The organism is Mesorhizobium sp. LNHC221B00 (assembly GCF_000502935.1).
In the GTDB taxonomy this organism is placed as follows: Bacteria; Pseudomonadota; Alphaproteobacteria; order Rhizobiales; family Rhizobiaceae; genus Mesorhizobium; species Mesorhizobium opportunistum.
This window is the reverse complement of the sequence record NZ_AYWR01000035.1, coordinates 19,055-34,007: the sequence shown is the minus strand read 5'-3', so window position 1 is coordinate 34,007 and position 14,953 is coordinate 19,055. Positions and strand designations below refer to the sequence as shown.

Sequence of the window (14,953 nt, the reverse complement as noted above, 5' to 3'; positions counted from 1 at the left end):
CCGAATGGCATCGAAGTTCGCACGTCCAGTTCACCCCGGAGAATTCCTTCGTGAAGAATATCTCGTCCCCCTTGGCATGAGCGCTGGCGCTCTCGCAAAAAAGCTCAATCTTCCACGTACCCGTATCGAACGCATTGCCAAGGAGGAGATCGGCTTGACCCCCGACACTGCTTTGCGACTGGCGCGGTTTTTCAACACCACGCCTCAATTCTGGATGAATTTTCAGCAGGCTTACGAGCTTGAGACCGAAGCGAAGAAACTAGCGTTGGAACTTGAGAAGATAGAACCGCTGGAAGCGGCGGCATAATCGGGCCTTTAAAAACTTCGCAGTTCCAAACGGCCTTGCTGTTCACTAATGTTGCGCTGCAATTCGCGCCCCCGGTGAACCATGTCCGACGCTCCGAAGACTTCTGGCATGACCCGGCTGAGGAACTATTTCCTCACAGGCTTCGTCGTCTGCGCGCCGCTGGCGATCACCGCCTATATTGCCTGGTCGTTCATCGGCTGGGTCGATTCCTGGGTAAAGCCTTATATTCCAGCGCGTTACAGCCCCGATACCTACCTGCCGTTCCCCGTGCCGGGCTTCGGGCTGATCGTCGCCCTGATCCTGATCACGCTGATCGGCTTCCTGACGGCCAACATCGTCGGCCGCGCCATCGTCAATTTCGGCGAGCGCATGCTTGGCCGCATGCCGCTGGTGCGCGGCATCTATGGCTCGCTGAAGCAGATTTTCGAGACCGTGCTGTCGAACAAGGGCGACATGTTCCGCCAGGTCGGGCTGGTCGAGTATCCGCGCAAGGGCGTCTGGTCGCTGGTCTTCGTCGCCAGCGAGAAAGAGACCGAGATCAACCAGAAGCTTGATCAGGAAGGCGATCCGCTGATTGCCGTGTTCATGCCCTGCACGCCGAACCCGACCACCGGCTTCCTGATGTACGTGCCGAAGTCGGACATCGTGCTGCTCGACATGACGATCGAGGACGGTGCCAAGCTGATCGTGTCGGCCGGACTGGTGGCGCCCGAGGTCAAGCAAATGGTTGTCGTGAATGGTGAGCCTATCGAGGGAATGCTTGCCAACCCATCGGTTGCCGCCTTGGCTCATCCGGCGCGCAGGAGCCGAACGGCTTCGTCGCGACCGAACAAATAGAGCAACAGGCGCAGCGCCTCGCCGCGGTCGGATTGCAGCTCAGGGTCGCGCGACAGGATCAACCTTGCATCGTCGCGGGCAGCTTCCAGAAGATCGGCATGAGCCTCGATACGCGCCACCTGGAAGCCCGGCGTGCCGGACTGGCGGGTGCCCAAAAGCTCGCCTTCACCGCGCAATTTCAGGTCTTCCTCGGCGATCAGGAAGCCGTCCTCCGTCTCGCGCATCACCGACAGCCGGCGTTTGGCGGTCTCGCCGAGCGGATCCTTGTAGAGCAGCACGCAGGAGGACGGCTTGTCGCCGCGTCCGACACGGCCGCGCAGCTGATGCAACTGCGCCAGGCCAAAGCGCTCGGCATGCTCGATGACCATGACGGTGGCATCGGGCACGTCGACGCCGACCTCGATGACCGTGGTAGCGATCAGGATGCGCGTCTCGCCCTGCTTGAAGGCCCGCATTGCCTCGTCCTTCTCCGCACCCTTCATACGGCCATGGACAAGGCCGATGCGGTCGCCGAACAGCGGTTTCAGCGAGGCGAAACGATCTTCCGCCGACATCAGCTTGATCTCTTCGGATTCTTCGACCAACGGACAGATCCAGTAGATCTTCTGGCCGCCGGCGACGGCATCGACCATGCGGCCGACCAGTTCGTCCAGGCGCTCCAGCGGCAGCGTGACGGTTCGGATCGGCTGGCGGCCGGCCGGCTTTTCCGTCAATTTCGACACGTCCATGTCACCGAAGGCGGTCAGCACCAGCGTGCGCGGGATGGGGGTCGCCGTCATCACCAGCATGTCGGGCGCATCGCCCTTGGCGGTGATGGCAAGCCGCTGGTGGACGCCGAAGCGGTGCTGCTCATCGATGACGGCCAGCACCAGGTCGTGGAAAGTCACCGTTTCCTGGAACAGCGCGTGGGTGCCGACGACGATGTCGATCTCGCCGCTGGCCAAACCGGCCAGCGTGTCGGCGCGTTCGCGGCCTTTCTCGCGCCCGGTCAGGATGGCGATGCGCAGGCTTATGCTGGCGGCAAGCGGGGCGATCGTCGCCAGATGCTGGCGCGCCAGGATTTCGGTCGGTGCCATCAACGCCGCCTGGCCGCCAGCCTCGACGGCGCGCGCCATGGCAAGCAGCGCGACAACCGTCTTGCCGGACCCGACATCGCCTTGCAGAAGCCGCAGCATGCGTTCGGGATCGGCAAGGTCGGCAATGATTTCGGCCAGTGCGAATTCCTGGGAAGCGGTCAGCGAATAGGGAAGCGCGGCGCGCAGTTTCTCGACGATGCTGCCGTCGCCGACCAGGGGACGGCCGGACAGGCGGCGGATCTTTGCCCGCACCAGCGCCAGCGAGACCTGGCCCGCCAGCAATTCGTCATAGGCGAGGCGCCGCCAGGCGGCTCCGTCGATGGAGACGTCGATCGGATCGGTCGGGTTGTGGATGCGGGCGAGCGCATCGCCAAAGGTCGGAAAGGTGTGCCGGCGCATGAAGGCGCCATCCTGCCACTCGGGCAATTCGGGCAAGCGCGCCAGCGCCTGGCCGATCGCCCGACGCAACACCTTGCCGGACAGCCCCGCGGTGAGCGGGTAGACCGGTTCGACCAGCGGCAGGTTTTCCGCCTCGCTGGCCAGGGCGATATGGTCGGGGTGCACCATGGTCGGGCGGCCGTTGAACCATTCCATGCGGCCGGAGACCACGACATGCTCGCCGACTGGCATCGCCTTTTCGAGATAGGAGGCATGAGCATGGAAGAAGGTCAGGCCGATTTCGCCGGTGTCGTCATGGGCAAAGACCCGGTAGGGCACCGACCGGTTGCCGCGCGGCGGCGGCTGATGACGGTCGATGCGCACCTCAAGCGTGACGATCGCGCCTTCGGCGGCGAGCGCGATGCCCGGCCGGTTGCGGCGATCGATGACGGTGTGCGGCAGCACGAACAGAAGGTCGCCGGCGCGCGCCGCGCGATCGCCGAGGTCGGCGGCGACGACCTTCTCGATCAGCGCGCCAACCTTCGGCCCGACGCCGGCGAGCGAGGTGATCGGGACAAAGAGGGGGTCGAGGATGGAAGGACGCATGATGTCAGCTTATGTCGCGACGGCAGCAGCGCAAGGCTGACAGCCCCTTCTATCCACGCTATATGCGCCGCAGCAAGTGAGGATGCGCCACAATGACCGGAACGAAACGATCAAGCGAGGGGCTGGACGTCCACCGCCGCAAGCTCTTGTTCCGCTCCTGGCATCGCGGCTTGCGCGAGATGGATCTGATCCTCGGCACCTTCGCCGATGCCGAGATCGCCGCCTTGACGGCCGAGGAGATCGACCAATATGAGAGGCTCCTCGACATTCCCGACACCGAATTCCTGCCGCTGATAACCGGCGAACGCCCGGTGCCGGCGGATATCGACTGCGTCGTCCTGCAAAAGATCCTGGCGTCCCGCCGGACCATGATTTTCTGAACACAAGCAATTCCAGGAAAAGTGCCAAGCGGTTTTCCTGGGAATTGCGACAAACAAGACCGTGATTTGATGAGCCTCATTCCCACCATTGGTCTGCCGAAAGGCCATGCCGGCCAGTTCATCGTCGACGGTGTCGCCGATGGCTATGAAGCCTTCGCGCTGGTGCAGGCCGCGCTGGAGATCGCGCCCGACAAGCCGGTATTGTTCGTGGCGCGTGACGGCCAGCGCCTGCCGGCAATCATCGAGGCGTTGTCCTTCGCGGCCCCCGGCCTTCCGGTGCTCGAACTGCCGGCCTGGGATTGCCTGCCCTATGACCGCGTTTCGCCCGGTTCGGATGCCGCGGCCAAGCGCCTCGATGCACTGACCGCCATGATCGCGCTGGCCAGGAAGCCGCACCGCGCCGTCATCCTCACCACCGCCAATGCGCTGCTGCAGCGCATTCCGCCGGCAGAGCTTGTCGAAGCGCAGACCTTTCACGCCAGGCCGGGCAACCAGATCGACATGAACGCGCTGGTGTCGCGGCTGGAAACGTCGGGCTTCGAACGGGTGCCGACGGTGCGCGGCATCGGCGAATTCGCGGTGCGTGGCGGCATTCTCGACCTCTTCGCGCCGGGATGGACCGAGGCGCTGAGGCTCGATTTCTTCGGCGATACGCTGGAATCGATCCGCGTCTTCGATGCCGCCACGCAGCGTACCACCGGCCAGCGCAAGTCGATGGCGCTGCAGGCGATGAGCGAGGTGGCGCTGACGCCCGAAACCATCAGCCGCTTCCGCCGCGCCTATATCGAAGCTTTCGGCGCGCCGCAGCGTGATGACGGTCTCTATGCGGCGGTCAGCGAGGGTAGGCGCTTCGCCGGCATGGAGCACTGGCTGCCGTTCTTCTACGAGCGGCTGGAGACCGTGTTCGACTATCTGCCCGACACGCCTGTTATCTTCGACCATCTGGCGCATGAGGCGTTGGCCGAACGCCACACGCTGATTCTCGACCATTACGAGGCGCGCAAGAAGCAGGCGGACGCGGCTTTGAAGGATGCCGTGCCCTACAAGCCGGTGGCGCCGGATCTGCTTTATCTCTCGCCGGAGAACCTGATCGCCTCGCTGGGGCCGCGCGAAGCGATCGACTTCACGCCCTTCGACGCGCCCGATGCCGGCGCGAAAAAGGTCTACCACGCCGGTTCGCGCCATGGCCGCAGCTTCGTCGAGGAGCGCGCCGATCCGAACGTCAATGTTTTCGACGCCGTCGTCAGGCACATCGCCGACGAGCGTGCGGCACGCCGCCGGGTTATCATCGCCGGCTGGACCGAAGGTTCGCTCGACCGGCTTGGCCAGATCCTGGCCGAGCATCATCTCGGCAACCTCAAGCAGGTCGAGACGCTGGCCGAAGCCGAACAACTCGAGCCGGGGCAAGCGGCCTTGGCCGTGCTGCCGCTCGAATCCGGCTTCGAGACCGAAAAACTGGTCGTCGTCGCCGAACAGGACATTCTGGGCGACCGGCTGATCCGCCGCTCGAAGCGCAAGAAGCGGGCATCCGACTTTATAGCCGAGGCCTCGGCCTTGTCGGCCGGCGATATCGTCGTCCATGCCGACCACGGCATCGGCCGCTTCATCGGCCTGCGCACGATCGAAGCCGTCGGTGCGCCGCATGACTGCCTGGAAATCCACTATGCCGGCGACGACCGGCTGTTCCTGCCGGTGGAAAACATCGAGCTCCTGTCGCGTTACGGCTCCGACACAGCCGAGGCAACGCTGGACAAGCTCGGCGGCGGCGCCTGGCAGTCGCGCAAGGCGAAGTTGAAGAAGCGCTTGCTCGACATGGCCGGGCAACTGATCCGCATCGCCGCCGAGCGGCAGATGCGCGCCGCACCGGCGCTGGTGCCGGCCGAAGGCCTTTATGACGAATTCTCGGCTCGTTTCCCGTACGAGGAAACCGACGACCAACAGACGGCGATCGACTCGGTCAGGGATGACCTCGGTGCCGGCAAGCCGATGGACCGGCTGATCTGCGGCGACGTCGGCTTCGGCAAGACCGAAGTGGCGCTGCGCGCCGCCTTCATCGCGGCCATGGAAGGGTTCCAGGTCGCAGTGGTGGTGCCGACGACGCTGTTGTCACGCCAGCACTTCAAGACGTTTTCGCAGCGGTTTTCCGGCCTGCCGATCCGTGTTGCCCAGGCCTCGCGGCTGGTCGGCGCCAAGGAACTGGCCGAAACCAAGAAAGGCATTGCCGAGGGCCAGGTCGATATCGTCATCGGCACCCATGCGCTGCTCGGGTCTGCCATTTCGTTCAAGAATCTCGGCCTGCTGATCATCGACGAGGAGCAGCACTTTGGCGTCAAGCACAAGGAACGGCTGAAAGACCTGAAGACGGACGTCCACGTGCTGACGCTGTCGGCGACGCCGATCCCGCGCACGCTGCAACTGGCGCTGACCGGCGTGCGCGAATTGTCGCTGATCGCCACGCCGCCTGTCGACCGCATGGCGGTGCGCACCTTCATCTCGCCCTTCGATCCGCTGGTCATCCGCGAGACGCTGCTGCGCGAGCGCTATCGTGGCGGGCATTCGTTCTATGTGGTTCCGCGCATCAGCGATCTCGCCGAAATCCATGATTTTCTGCGTGAATCCGTGCCGGAACTGAAAGTCGCCGTGGCCCATGGCCAGATGCCGCCGGGCGAACTCGACGACATCATGAATGCCTTCTACGACGGCCAGTACGACGTGCTTCTGTCGACGACCATCGTCGAATCCGGCCTGGACATCCCGACCGCCAACACGCTGATCATCCATCGCGCCGACATGTTCGGCCTGTCGCAGCTCTACCAGCTGCGCGGCCGCGTCGGCCGCTCGAAAGTGCGCGCCTATGCGCTGTTCACCCTGCCGGCCAACCGCAAGCTGACCGACACGGCCGAGCGCCGGCTGAAAGTGCTGCAGTCGCTCGACACGCTGGGCGCCGGCTTCCAGCTTGCCAGCCACGATCTCGATATCCGTGGCGCCGGCAATCTTCTGGGCGAAGAACAGTCCGGCCACATCAAGGAGGTCGGCTTCGAGCTTTACCAGCAGATGCTGGAAGAGGCCGTGGCCGAGGTGAAGGATTCCGGCGAGGTCCAGGATGGCGGCTGGTCGCCGCAGATCGCCGTCGGCACCGCGGTGATGATCCCGGAAAGCTATGTGCCCGACCTGCAGCTCAGGCTGGCGCTTTACCGCCGCCTCGGCGATCTCGAAAACACCGAGGAGATCGATGCTTTCGGCGCCGAGCTGATCGACCGTTTCGGCCCGCTGCCGGACGAGGTGAAGCATCTCTTGAAGATCGTCTTCATCAAGGCGCTCTGCCGCAAGGCCAATGTGGAAAAACTCGACGCCGGGCCGAAGGGCGTCGTCATCCACTTCCGCAAGCGCGAATTCTCCAACCCGGTCGGTCTGGTCAAGTTCATTGGCGAACAGGGGTCATTGGCCAAGATCAGGCCTGACCACAGTGTCGTCTTCACTCGCGACTGGCCGACGGCCGAGAAGCGGCTTGCCGGCTCCGCGGTCGTCATGACGCAGCTGGCGCGGCTGGTGGAGAAGGCCGCCTAGCCGCCGGCCATCATTCGCCAGCGCTGAAATTCCGGTCTAGAATAGAAAATCGGCTTCGTGTATGGAGCCGCCACCCCTATAGGGGCTGGAAATGGCGGGCGAGGGTGCTTGCCGGAAAGAGCGTTGGGTGCAGCGATGACGAAATGGTCGCCGAATTCGTGGAGAGCAAAGCCGATCAAGCAGGTTCCTGCTTATCCGGATCTTGGCGCGCTGAAGAACACGGAGGCCCAACTCGCCACCTTTCCGCCGCTGGTCTTTGCCGGCGAGGCGCGCAAGCTGAAGAAGCAGCTCGCGGCTGTCGCCGCCGGCGAGGCCTTCCTCCTCCAGGGCGGCGACTGCGCCGAGAGTTTTGCCGAACATGGCGCGGACAACATCCGCGACTTCTTCCGCGTCTTCCTGCAGATGTCGGTGGTGCTGACCTTTGCCGGCGCGCAGCCGGTGGTGAAGGTTGGCCGTGTTGCCGGCCAGTTCGCCAAACCGCGCTCGTCCGACAACGAGACCAAGGGCGAGGTGACGCTGCCGAGCTATCGCGGCGACATCATCAACGGCATCGAATTCGATGCCAAATCGCGCATTCCCGATCCCGCCCGCCAGGAAATGGCGTACCGCCAGTCGGCCGCGACGCTCAACCTTCTGCGCGCTTTCGCGCAGGGCGGCTATGCCAGCCTGGAGAACGTGCATCGCTGGATGCTCGGCTTTGTCTCCGACAGCCCGCAAGGCGAGAAGTACGAGTCGCTCGCCAACCGCATCACCGAGACGATGGACTTCATGAAGGCCGTCGGCATCACCTCGGAAACCAACTATGCGCTGCGCGAGACCGATTTCTACACCAGCCACGAGGCGCTGCTGCTCGGTTACGAGGAGGCGCTGACCCGTGTCGATTCGACCTCCGGCGACTGGTACGCCACGTCAGGCCACATGATCTGGATCGGCGACCGCACCCGCCAGCCCGACCATGCCCATGTCGAGTATTGCCGCGGCATCAAGAACCCGCTCGGCCTGAAATGCGGCCCGTCGCTGACGCCGGATGGCCTGCTGGAGCTGATCGACCTGCTCAATCCGGACAATGAGCCCGGCCGGCTGACGCTGATCGCGCGCTTCGGTTCCGACAAGGTCGCCGACCATCTGCCGAAGCTGGTGCGCGCGGTGCAGAAGGAAGGCCGCAGCGTCGTCTGGTCGTCGGACCCGATGCACGGCAACACCATCGAGGCCGCCGGCTACAAGACGCGGCCTTTCGACCGCATCCTGAAGGAGGTGCAGACCTTCTTCGAGGTGCACCGCGCCGAAGGCACGCATCCGGGCGGCATCCATGTCGAGATGACCGGCAAGAACGTCACCGAATGCACCGGTGGCGCGCGCGCCATCACCGCCGAGGAACTGCAGGACCGCTACCACACGCATTGCGACCCGCGCCTCAATGCCGATCAGGCGATCGAACTGGCGTTCCTGGTGTCGGATCTCCTGAAGAAGAGCCATCCGGTGCGGCACAAGCAGGTCGTGAACGGCTGATTGTTGGCAGGCTGAACTCACGAGAAAAGGCGCCTGGCAAATCCCGGCGCCTTTTCTGTTTGTGGTCGAGTGACTGCCGAGCCGACAGAGCGGGGATGGAAGGCTTCAGTCCTTCTTGTAGAGAAGCCAACTCTTGCCGGCGCGGCCGGCCATCGTCGAATGCTTGGTGACGCGGTTGCGCCCGCTGACCTTGGAACGGTAAAGCGCCCGGTCGGCCTTGGTGTAGAGGTCTTCCGGGCCATCGGCCTCGGATGCCATGCAGATGCCCATGGAGACGGTGACGGTGCCGTAATTGGCGCCGGTCTGGCTGCTGGTGAACGGCGTCTGCTCGATCAGCGCACGGATGCGCTCCGAGATATCGTAAGTGGCGTCCTCGCTGGCGCCCTCGATGATCAGCGCGAACTCCTCGCCGCCGGTGCGGGCGACGAACATGTCGCCGCGAATGCTGGTCTGGAAAATCTCGGCGATGATCTGGATGATCTTGTCGCCGACCGGATGGCCGTAGCGGTCGTTGATGTCCTTGAACCGATCGATGTCGGCAAGGATCAGGGCATTGAACAGGATGCCCTTGTTGCTGTTGTAGATCCTGGTGATTTCCTTGTCGAAGGCGCGGCGGTTCCAGATCTGGGTCAACGGGTCGGTGTCGGCCAGCCGCTTGTATTCCTCGAGCTTCGACTTGACGCTCTCGAGTTCGGCGGTCTTGTCACGGAGTGTCGATGCAATCTGCCTGCCATGATCGATCGTCGAACTGGTGGCGACCGACATGGCGTTGGCGATCTTCTGCAAGAGGTCCTGCGACAGTAGGCTGCGGCCGCTCAGACCGCTCGATGTCTCGTCGAGGATCCTGCCGTATTTCTCGATGTGGCTGCGCTCGCTCCGCAGGAGTGATGCGACTTCCTCAAGCTCCCTAGCGATGACATCCCGCGCATGCTCAACGATGCCGGGGCCATGGTTGTGGGCAAAGAAGGTGCGCCCGATCTGATCCAGCTCATCCTGCGTCGGCCGGCTGCTCAGCGACACGACGGCGAGACTGAGCTCGCGGTTGGTGCCGCTCAATGCCTCGTAGAAAATCTCGTAGTTGCGCGGCACGCCGAGCACGCCAAGCTGGCGCATGGTCGTGACGACGGTGCTGGCGATATCGGTGTTTCTTTCGGTCTGGGTGGCTGCCGGCTGCATGTCTGATCCACTCTTCCCCTCGGATCCCGGCGAAGATTTGCGGGTCCACTTATCGCCGACATGGGGGAATGCTACCGACATTCCAGAACGAGACGCGAAGAGGCGCGTCCCCACCCGCAACCTTCACAGGACATGACCATAGATGCGCTAGCGCTAAAGTTTCCTTAATTCGCATAAAATCCGCAGGTTTTTCTCCGGCTGCGGCCGTAAAGGCTTCAGCCTGCCACCAACAATCCGAAAACAATGCCGGTTTGGCAGCCTGAGTTCGCAGGCCTGTTACGCTGTTGGAGAAACCGAATTTCGGATTTGCTGCACCAGAGCATGTCGCATTTGCTTGCGCGCGGGCGCCGCGAAGCTGGAATCCTGGCGGTGAGGACGATGCCGCGTTTTCGGAGGAGGTTGGAATGAGTGACAGTCACCAGGGATCTTGTCTGTGCGGAGCGGTCCGCTTCCGGACGCGCGGCGCGCTGCGCGGCGTTGTCTATTGTCACTGCTCGCAGTGCCGCAAGCAGAGCGGCCATTTCTACGCCGCGACCAATGTCGCCGACGCCGATATCGTCATCGAAGGTTCGGAAAGCATCACATGGTACGAGGCTTCCTCCTTCGCCAGGCGGGGCTTTTGCAAGGCATGCGGGTCGGTGCTTTTCTGGAAGCCGGGGGATCAAAACTACATTTCGGTCATGGCGGGATCGTTCGACAGGCCGACGGGCCTCAAGGGCGACTGTCATATCTTCGTTGGCGACAAGGGCGACTATTATTCGATCGATGACGGGCTGCCGCAGTTTGAAAAGTCGACGCCATCGATACCGGTCGCGGAATGAATTTTGGACGAGACGGCTTATTCCATTGATCGGGCCATTGCTTTATCCCGTGCCGGTGGTTCGGAGAGGGATTTGGGCATGCAGCGGCTGATCGACGCTTTTATCAATTCGGTGCGAGCGTTTCGCAAGCTGGCCGCCAACGAGAAGGCATTCCAGCAGGAGCTGACGCTCCTTGCGCTCGCCTTGCCGGCAGGGTGGTTCGTTTCGGTCTCGTGGCGCGGTTATGCGTTGCTGATCGGCGCGGTTCTGCTGCTGATCATGGTCGAGGTCTTGAACACCGGCATCGAGGCGGCCTGCGACGCCTTCAGCCGCGAGTTCAATGTCGACATCCAGCTGGCCAAGGATTGCGGTTCGCTAGCGGTGCNAGCGGTGCTGATTTCGGTGGTCATCGTCGCCGGCGTCTGGGGCATTGCGCTCATCGAGCGGCTCACCGGCTTTCCCATCTGACCCATCTGACGTCCGCGACATCACTGCTCGTCGCCGCGCTCCTGCTTGGCGATATGGTGGGCGACCAGCCAGGCAAGTACGGCCACGGCGAGGCCGATGCCAAGTCCGATGAACAGCCGCTCGTGGCGCATCAGCGCCTGGCCGATCAAATGCTCGGCCCCCAGTCCAAAGACATAGCCGATCGAGCTGAACAGCACCGCCCAGATCATCGACGAGATGGCATTGAGGATGACGAAGCGCGGTGCGGCTATGGTCGAAAGGCCGGCCGCGATGCCGCCGACCAGGCGCATGCCGTAGACGTAGCGGTTCGACAGCACGAAGATGTTGGGATGGGTGTTGAGCAGGCGGTAAGCGCGGCGGAAACCGGGCCGGCCGCGCAGCCTGACGACATGGCGATTGTCGGCGAAACTTCGGCCCAGGATGAAGAACAAGGTGTCGCCGGCAAAGGCCCCGAAGGCTGCCGCGACAACGGCATGCCACAGCACGAAAACGTCCTGATGAGCGAAGAAGCCGCCGAGGATGGCAGCACTTTCCCCTTCGGCAACGCAGCCGAGAAAGACGGCAAGCAGGCCATACTGTTCGATGAAATGATGGATCGCGTCGGTCATGTAGCCGACTGTTGCGACAGCCTCTCGTCGATCCGCTTGACGAGATCGGCCAGCCGCGCGATCTCTTCGCGCATGCCGAGGATCTGGCTGTGGCGCAGCTCATCCAGCTTTTCGTGCAGTGCCATGATCTCGATCTCGGCCTTCAGGTTGACCTCATAGTCATGGGCGGCATCGATGCGGTCGCGTTCGGTCTGGCGGTTCTGCGCCATCATGATCACCGGCGCCTGCAGGGCGGCGACCATCGACAGCACCAGGTTGAGGAAGATGAACGGGTAGGGGTCGAAAGCATCGCGCGACAGCAGCCAGACATTGCCGGTGGTCCACAGGGCCAGAAAAGCCAGGAAGGCCAGGATGAAGGACCACGAGCCGCCGATGCGGGCGATCGTATCGGCAAGGCGGTCGCCAAAGGTCTGGTGGAAAGCCACCGCCTTGTTGGTGTCCCTGGAGATCGTGGTGCGCTCGAGCGCCGATTGCAGCACCCGGCTTTCCAACGGGCTGAGACCGTCCGGCCGACGCTTGAGCCAGCGGTTCGCCAGTTCATCGATCGTCTTGTTCATGGCCATCTCCATCGTCGGTGGAGATAGACGTAGAGGCTGCCGGCCCTGACGGGAAGTGGTACATTCAGCCGGACAGCGAGGGACCGATGGCCGATTTCAAGAAAATTCGTCTGCGCGCGGCAAAACGCAAGGGCGGTGAGGCCGAGCTTGCGACGCTGCTGGGGCCTGTGCCCGACAATGCAGCAGTGGCCGACATACCGGACGATCGTATCCTCTCGACCATCGCCGAGCGCGTTTTCGCGGCGGGTTTCGTCTGGCGCGTCATCGAGCAGAAGTGGCCGGGCTTCGAGGAAGCGTTCCTGCGTTTCGAGCCCAAGCGGCTGTTGTTCCAGCCTGACGATTTCTGGCACGACCTGGCTTCCGACCAGCGCATCGTTCGCAACCCGCAGAAGATCAGGTCCGTCCGGGAAAATGCGGCCTTCGTCGAACGCGTATCCAGGGAACATGGCGGCTTCGGCAATTTCCTCGCCGATTGGCCAGCCGATGATCAAGTCGGGCTGATCGCCTATCTCGGCAAGCACGGCAGCCGGCTCGGCGGCAACACCGGCCAGTATTTCCTGCGCTGGCTGGGATGGGACGCCTTCGTCATTTCGGCCGATATGGCCGCAGCCCTTCGCGATGCCGGCCTCGATATCGCCGATAGTCCGACCTCGAAGCGGGATCTCGACAAGATCCAGACACAGATCAATCGATGGGTGGCGGACACCGGCCTACCGCACCGGCACATTTCGCGTATCCTGGCGATGTCGATCGGCGAGAACCATTCGCCGCAGTCGTTGCGCGAGTATGTGGGCGACGATTGAACGCCAAAGCCTGGCCCGAATTGGTCCAAACGAACGCCATTGCGAGGCCAATTCCGCCGCGCTAAACCGGAAAGCATGACCAAGAAGCTCGACATCCTGCGCATCGCGATCGCCCAGCTCAACCCGACCGTCGGCGATGTCGCCGGTAACCTTGCCAAGGCGCGGGAGGCGAGGGCGGATGCCGCGCGCCAGGGCGCCGACCTCGTGCTCTACACCGAGCTTTTCCTTGCCGGCTATCCGCCGGAGGATCTGGTGCTGAAGCCGGCCTTCCTGAAAGCCTGTGAAAAGGCCGCGCAGGACTTTGCCGCCGACACCGCCGATGGCGGCCCCGGCGTCATCATCGGCACGCCGCTGAAGCGCAAGAGCGGCACCCACAATTCGATCGTCTTCGCCGATGGCGGCAAGATCATCGCCGAGCGCTACAAGCTCGACCTGCCGAATTACGGCGAGTTCGACGAGAAGCGCGTCTTCCAGGCCGGGCCGGAGATCCAGGGGCCGGTCAACTTCCGCGGCGTGCGGCTGGGCATTCCGATCTGCGAGGATATCTGGGGTGAAGTCGGCATCTGCGAAACGCTGGCCGAAAGCGGAGCGGAAATCCTGCTGGTGCCGAACGGTTCGCCCTACTACCGCGCCAAGATCGATGTCCGCCACCAGGTCGTCATCCGCCAGGTCATCGAATGCGGGTTGCCGATCATCTATGCCAACCAGCTCGGCGGCCAGGACGAACTGATCTTCGACGGCGCGTCGTTTGCCATCGGCGCCGACAAGACGCTCGCCTTCCAGATGAGCCAGTTCGAGGATGCGGTCGATGTCACGACCTGGAAGCGCACGGACGACGGCTGGGCTTGCGCGGAAGGGCCGATGTCGAAGATTCCCGAACGGGAAGAGGCCGACTACCGCGCCTGCATGCTGGGCCTGCGCGACTACGTCAACAAGAACGGCTTCAAGAATGTCGTGCTTGGCCTGTCCGGCGGCATCGATTCGGCGATCTGCGCCGCCCTTGCCGTCGATGCGCTCGGCGAGGAGCGGCTGCGCGCGGTGATGATGCCTTACCGCTACACGTCGAAGGATTCGCTGAAGGACGCCGAGGACTGCGCTCGCGCGCTCGGCTGCCGCTATGACATCGTGCCGATCTTCGAGCCGGTCGAGGGCTTCCTGCATGCGCTGACGCAGCTTTTCGAGGACACCAAGGAAGGCATCACCGAAGAAAACCTGCAGAGCCGCGCGCGCGGCACCATCCTGATGGCAATCTCCAACAAGTTCGGCTCGATGGTGGTCACTACCGGCAACAAGAGCGAGATGTCGGTCGGCTATGCCACGCTCTACGGCGACATGAATGGCGGCTTCAATCCAATCAAGGACCTATACAAGATGCAGGTCTACGCGCTGTCGCGCTGGCGCAACAGCCATGTGCCGCCAGGCGCGCTCGGGCCTTCGGGCGAGGTGATCCCGAAGAATATCATCGACAAGGCGCCGTCGGCGGAATTGCGCGAAAACCAGACCGACCAGGATTCGCTGCCGCCCTATCCGGTGCTGGACGACATCCTCGAATGCCTGGTCGAGAACGAGATGGGGGTCGACGACATCGTCGCGCGCGGCCATGACCGGGCGACGGTGACGCGCATCGAGCACCTGCTCTACATCGCCGAGTACAAGCGCCGGCAGGCGGCACCGGGTGTGAAGATCACCAGGAAGAATTTCGGCCGCGACCGCCGCTATCCCATCACCAACCGATTCCGGGATCGCGGCTAGAGCAATTCCAGGAAAAGTGTGAAACGGTTTTCCCGGGAAAAGCGCGTAGCGCTTTCCCTTAGGAATTGCGTTAAAACAAAGAGTTAGAGCAGTTCGCCGTTTCCGTGAAACGGCGAACTGCTCTAGTGG

General features: G+C 63.1%; 13 protein-coding genes. 9 read left to right on the top strand and 4 right to left on the bottom strand.

The window, feature by feature from the left end; translation table 11 throughout:
- The first annotated feature begins 4 nt into the window (after positions 1 to 4).
- Both X741_RS0136065 and X741_RS138485 read left to right on the top strand, forming a co-directional pair.
- Positions 5 to 307, top strand: a complete 303-nt coding sequence (locus tag X741_RS0136065; RefSeq protein WP_031250641.1) for a HigA family addiction module antitoxin — start codon at positions 5 to 7, stop codon at positions 305 to 307.
- Between the two features lie 81 nt (positions 308 to 388).
- On the top strand, positions 389 to 1,144 hold the full coding sequence (locus X741_RS138485) for a DUF502 domain-containing protein (protein WP_023780589.1): 756 nt from the start codon (positions 389 to 391) through the stop codon (positions 1,142 to 1,144).
- On the opposite strand, the gene recG is transcribed toward X741_RS138485, so the two are convergent.
- Positions 1,096 to 3,204, bottom strand: coding sequence for an ATP-dependent DNA helicase RecG (gene recG / locus X741_RS138490; protein WP_023780588.1), 2,109 nt, complete (start codon positions 3,202 to 3,204; stop codon positions 1,096 to 1,098). The two genes, X741_RS138485 and recG, sit on opposite strands and share 49 nt — an antisense overlap.
- A gap of 92 nt (positions 3,205 to 3,296) precedes the next feature.
- On the opposite strand from recG, the gene X741_RS138495 reads away from it, so the two are divergent.
- The 3 genes from X741_RS138495 (at position 3,297) to X741_RS138505 (ending at position 8,660) form a co-directional block, all read left to right on the top strand.
- Entirely contained in the window at positions 3,297 to 3,584 is a 288-nt protein-coding gene (locus X741_RS138495; protein ID WP_023780587.1) for a succinate dehydrogenase assembly factor 2, read from the top strand.
- A 69-nt stretch (positions 3,585 to 3,653) separates the two neighbouring features.
- Complete coding sequence (mfd, locus tag X741_RS138500) at positions 3,654 to 7,151, top strand: transcription-repair coupling factor (RefSeq protein WP_023780586.1); 3,498 nt, start codon at positions 3,654 to 3,656, stop codon at positions 7,149 to 7,151.
- A gap of 135 nt (positions 7,152 to 7,286) precedes the next feature.
- The gene (locus X741_RS138505) at positions 7,287 to 8,660 is read left to right on the top strand and encodes a 3-deoxy-7-phosphoheptulonate synthase class II (protein WP_023780585.1); all 1,374 of its coding nucleotides are present in this window, start codon (positions 7,287 to 7,289) and stop codon (positions 8,658 to 8,660) included.
- A gap of 105 nt (positions 8,661 to 8,765) precedes the next feature.
- Here the strand turns inward: X741_RS138505 and X741_RS138510 are convergent, their stop codons facing one another.
- Positions 8,766 to 9,836: a diguanylate cyclase gene (locus X741_RS138510; protein ID WP_023763648.1), complete on the bottom strand. Its 1,071-nt coding sequence runs from the start codon at positions 9,834 to 9,836 to the stop codon at positions 8,766 to 8,768.
- 404 nt (positions 9,837 to 10,240) lie between these two features.
- On the opposite strand from X741_RS138510, the gene X741_RS138515 reads away from it, so the two are divergent.
- Together X741_RS138515 and X741_RS138520 are read left to right on the top strand one after the other, a co-directional pair.
- On the top strand, positions 10,241 to 10,657 hold the full coding sequence (locus tag X741_RS138515) for a GFA family protein (RefSeq protein WP_023780584.1): 417 nt from the start codon (positions 10,241 to 10,243) through the stop codon (positions 10,655 to 10,657).
- 78 nt (positions 10,658 to 10,735) lie between these two features.
- Entirely contained in the window at positions 10,736 to 11,104 is a 369-nt protein-coding gene (locus tag X741_RS138520; RefSeq protein ID WP_023780583.1) for a diacylglycerol kinase, read from the top strand.
- Positions 11,105 to 11,124: 20 nt separating this feature from the next.
- Here X741_RS138520 and X741_RS138525 read toward each other — a convergent pair whose 3' ends face one another.
- Entirely contained in the window at positions 11,125 to 11,712 is a 588-nt protein-coding gene (locus X741_RS138525; RefSeq protein ID WP_023780582.1) for a DedA family protein, read from the bottom strand.
- The gene (locus X741_RS138530; protein WP_023763652.1) at positions 11,709 to 12,269 is read right to left on the bottom strand and encodes a DUF1003 domain-containing protein; all 561 of its coding nucleotides are present in this window, start codon (positions 12,267 to 12,269) and stop codon (positions 11,709 to 11,711) included. Before X741_RS138530 ends, X741_RS138525 begins: the two co-directional genes overlap by 4 nt.
- A gap of 86 nt (positions 12,270 to 12,355) precedes the next feature.
- Between X741_RS138530 and X741_RS138535 the strand changes: the two genes are divergently transcribed.
- On the top strand, positions 12,356 to 13,072 hold the full coding sequence (locus X741_RS138535; protein ID WP_023780580.1) for a DNA-3-methyladenine glycosylase I: 717 nt from the start codon (positions 12,356 to 12,358) through the stop codon (positions 13,070 to 13,072).
- A 75-nt stretch (positions 13,073 to 13,147) separates the two neighbouring features.
- Complete coding sequence (locus tag X741_RS138540) at positions 13,148 to 14,824, top strand: NAD+ synthase (RefSeq protein ID WP_023780579.1); 1,677 nt, start codon at positions 13,148 to 13,150, stop codon at positions 14,822 to 14,824.
- Positions 14,825 to 14,953: the final 129 nt, after the last annotated feature.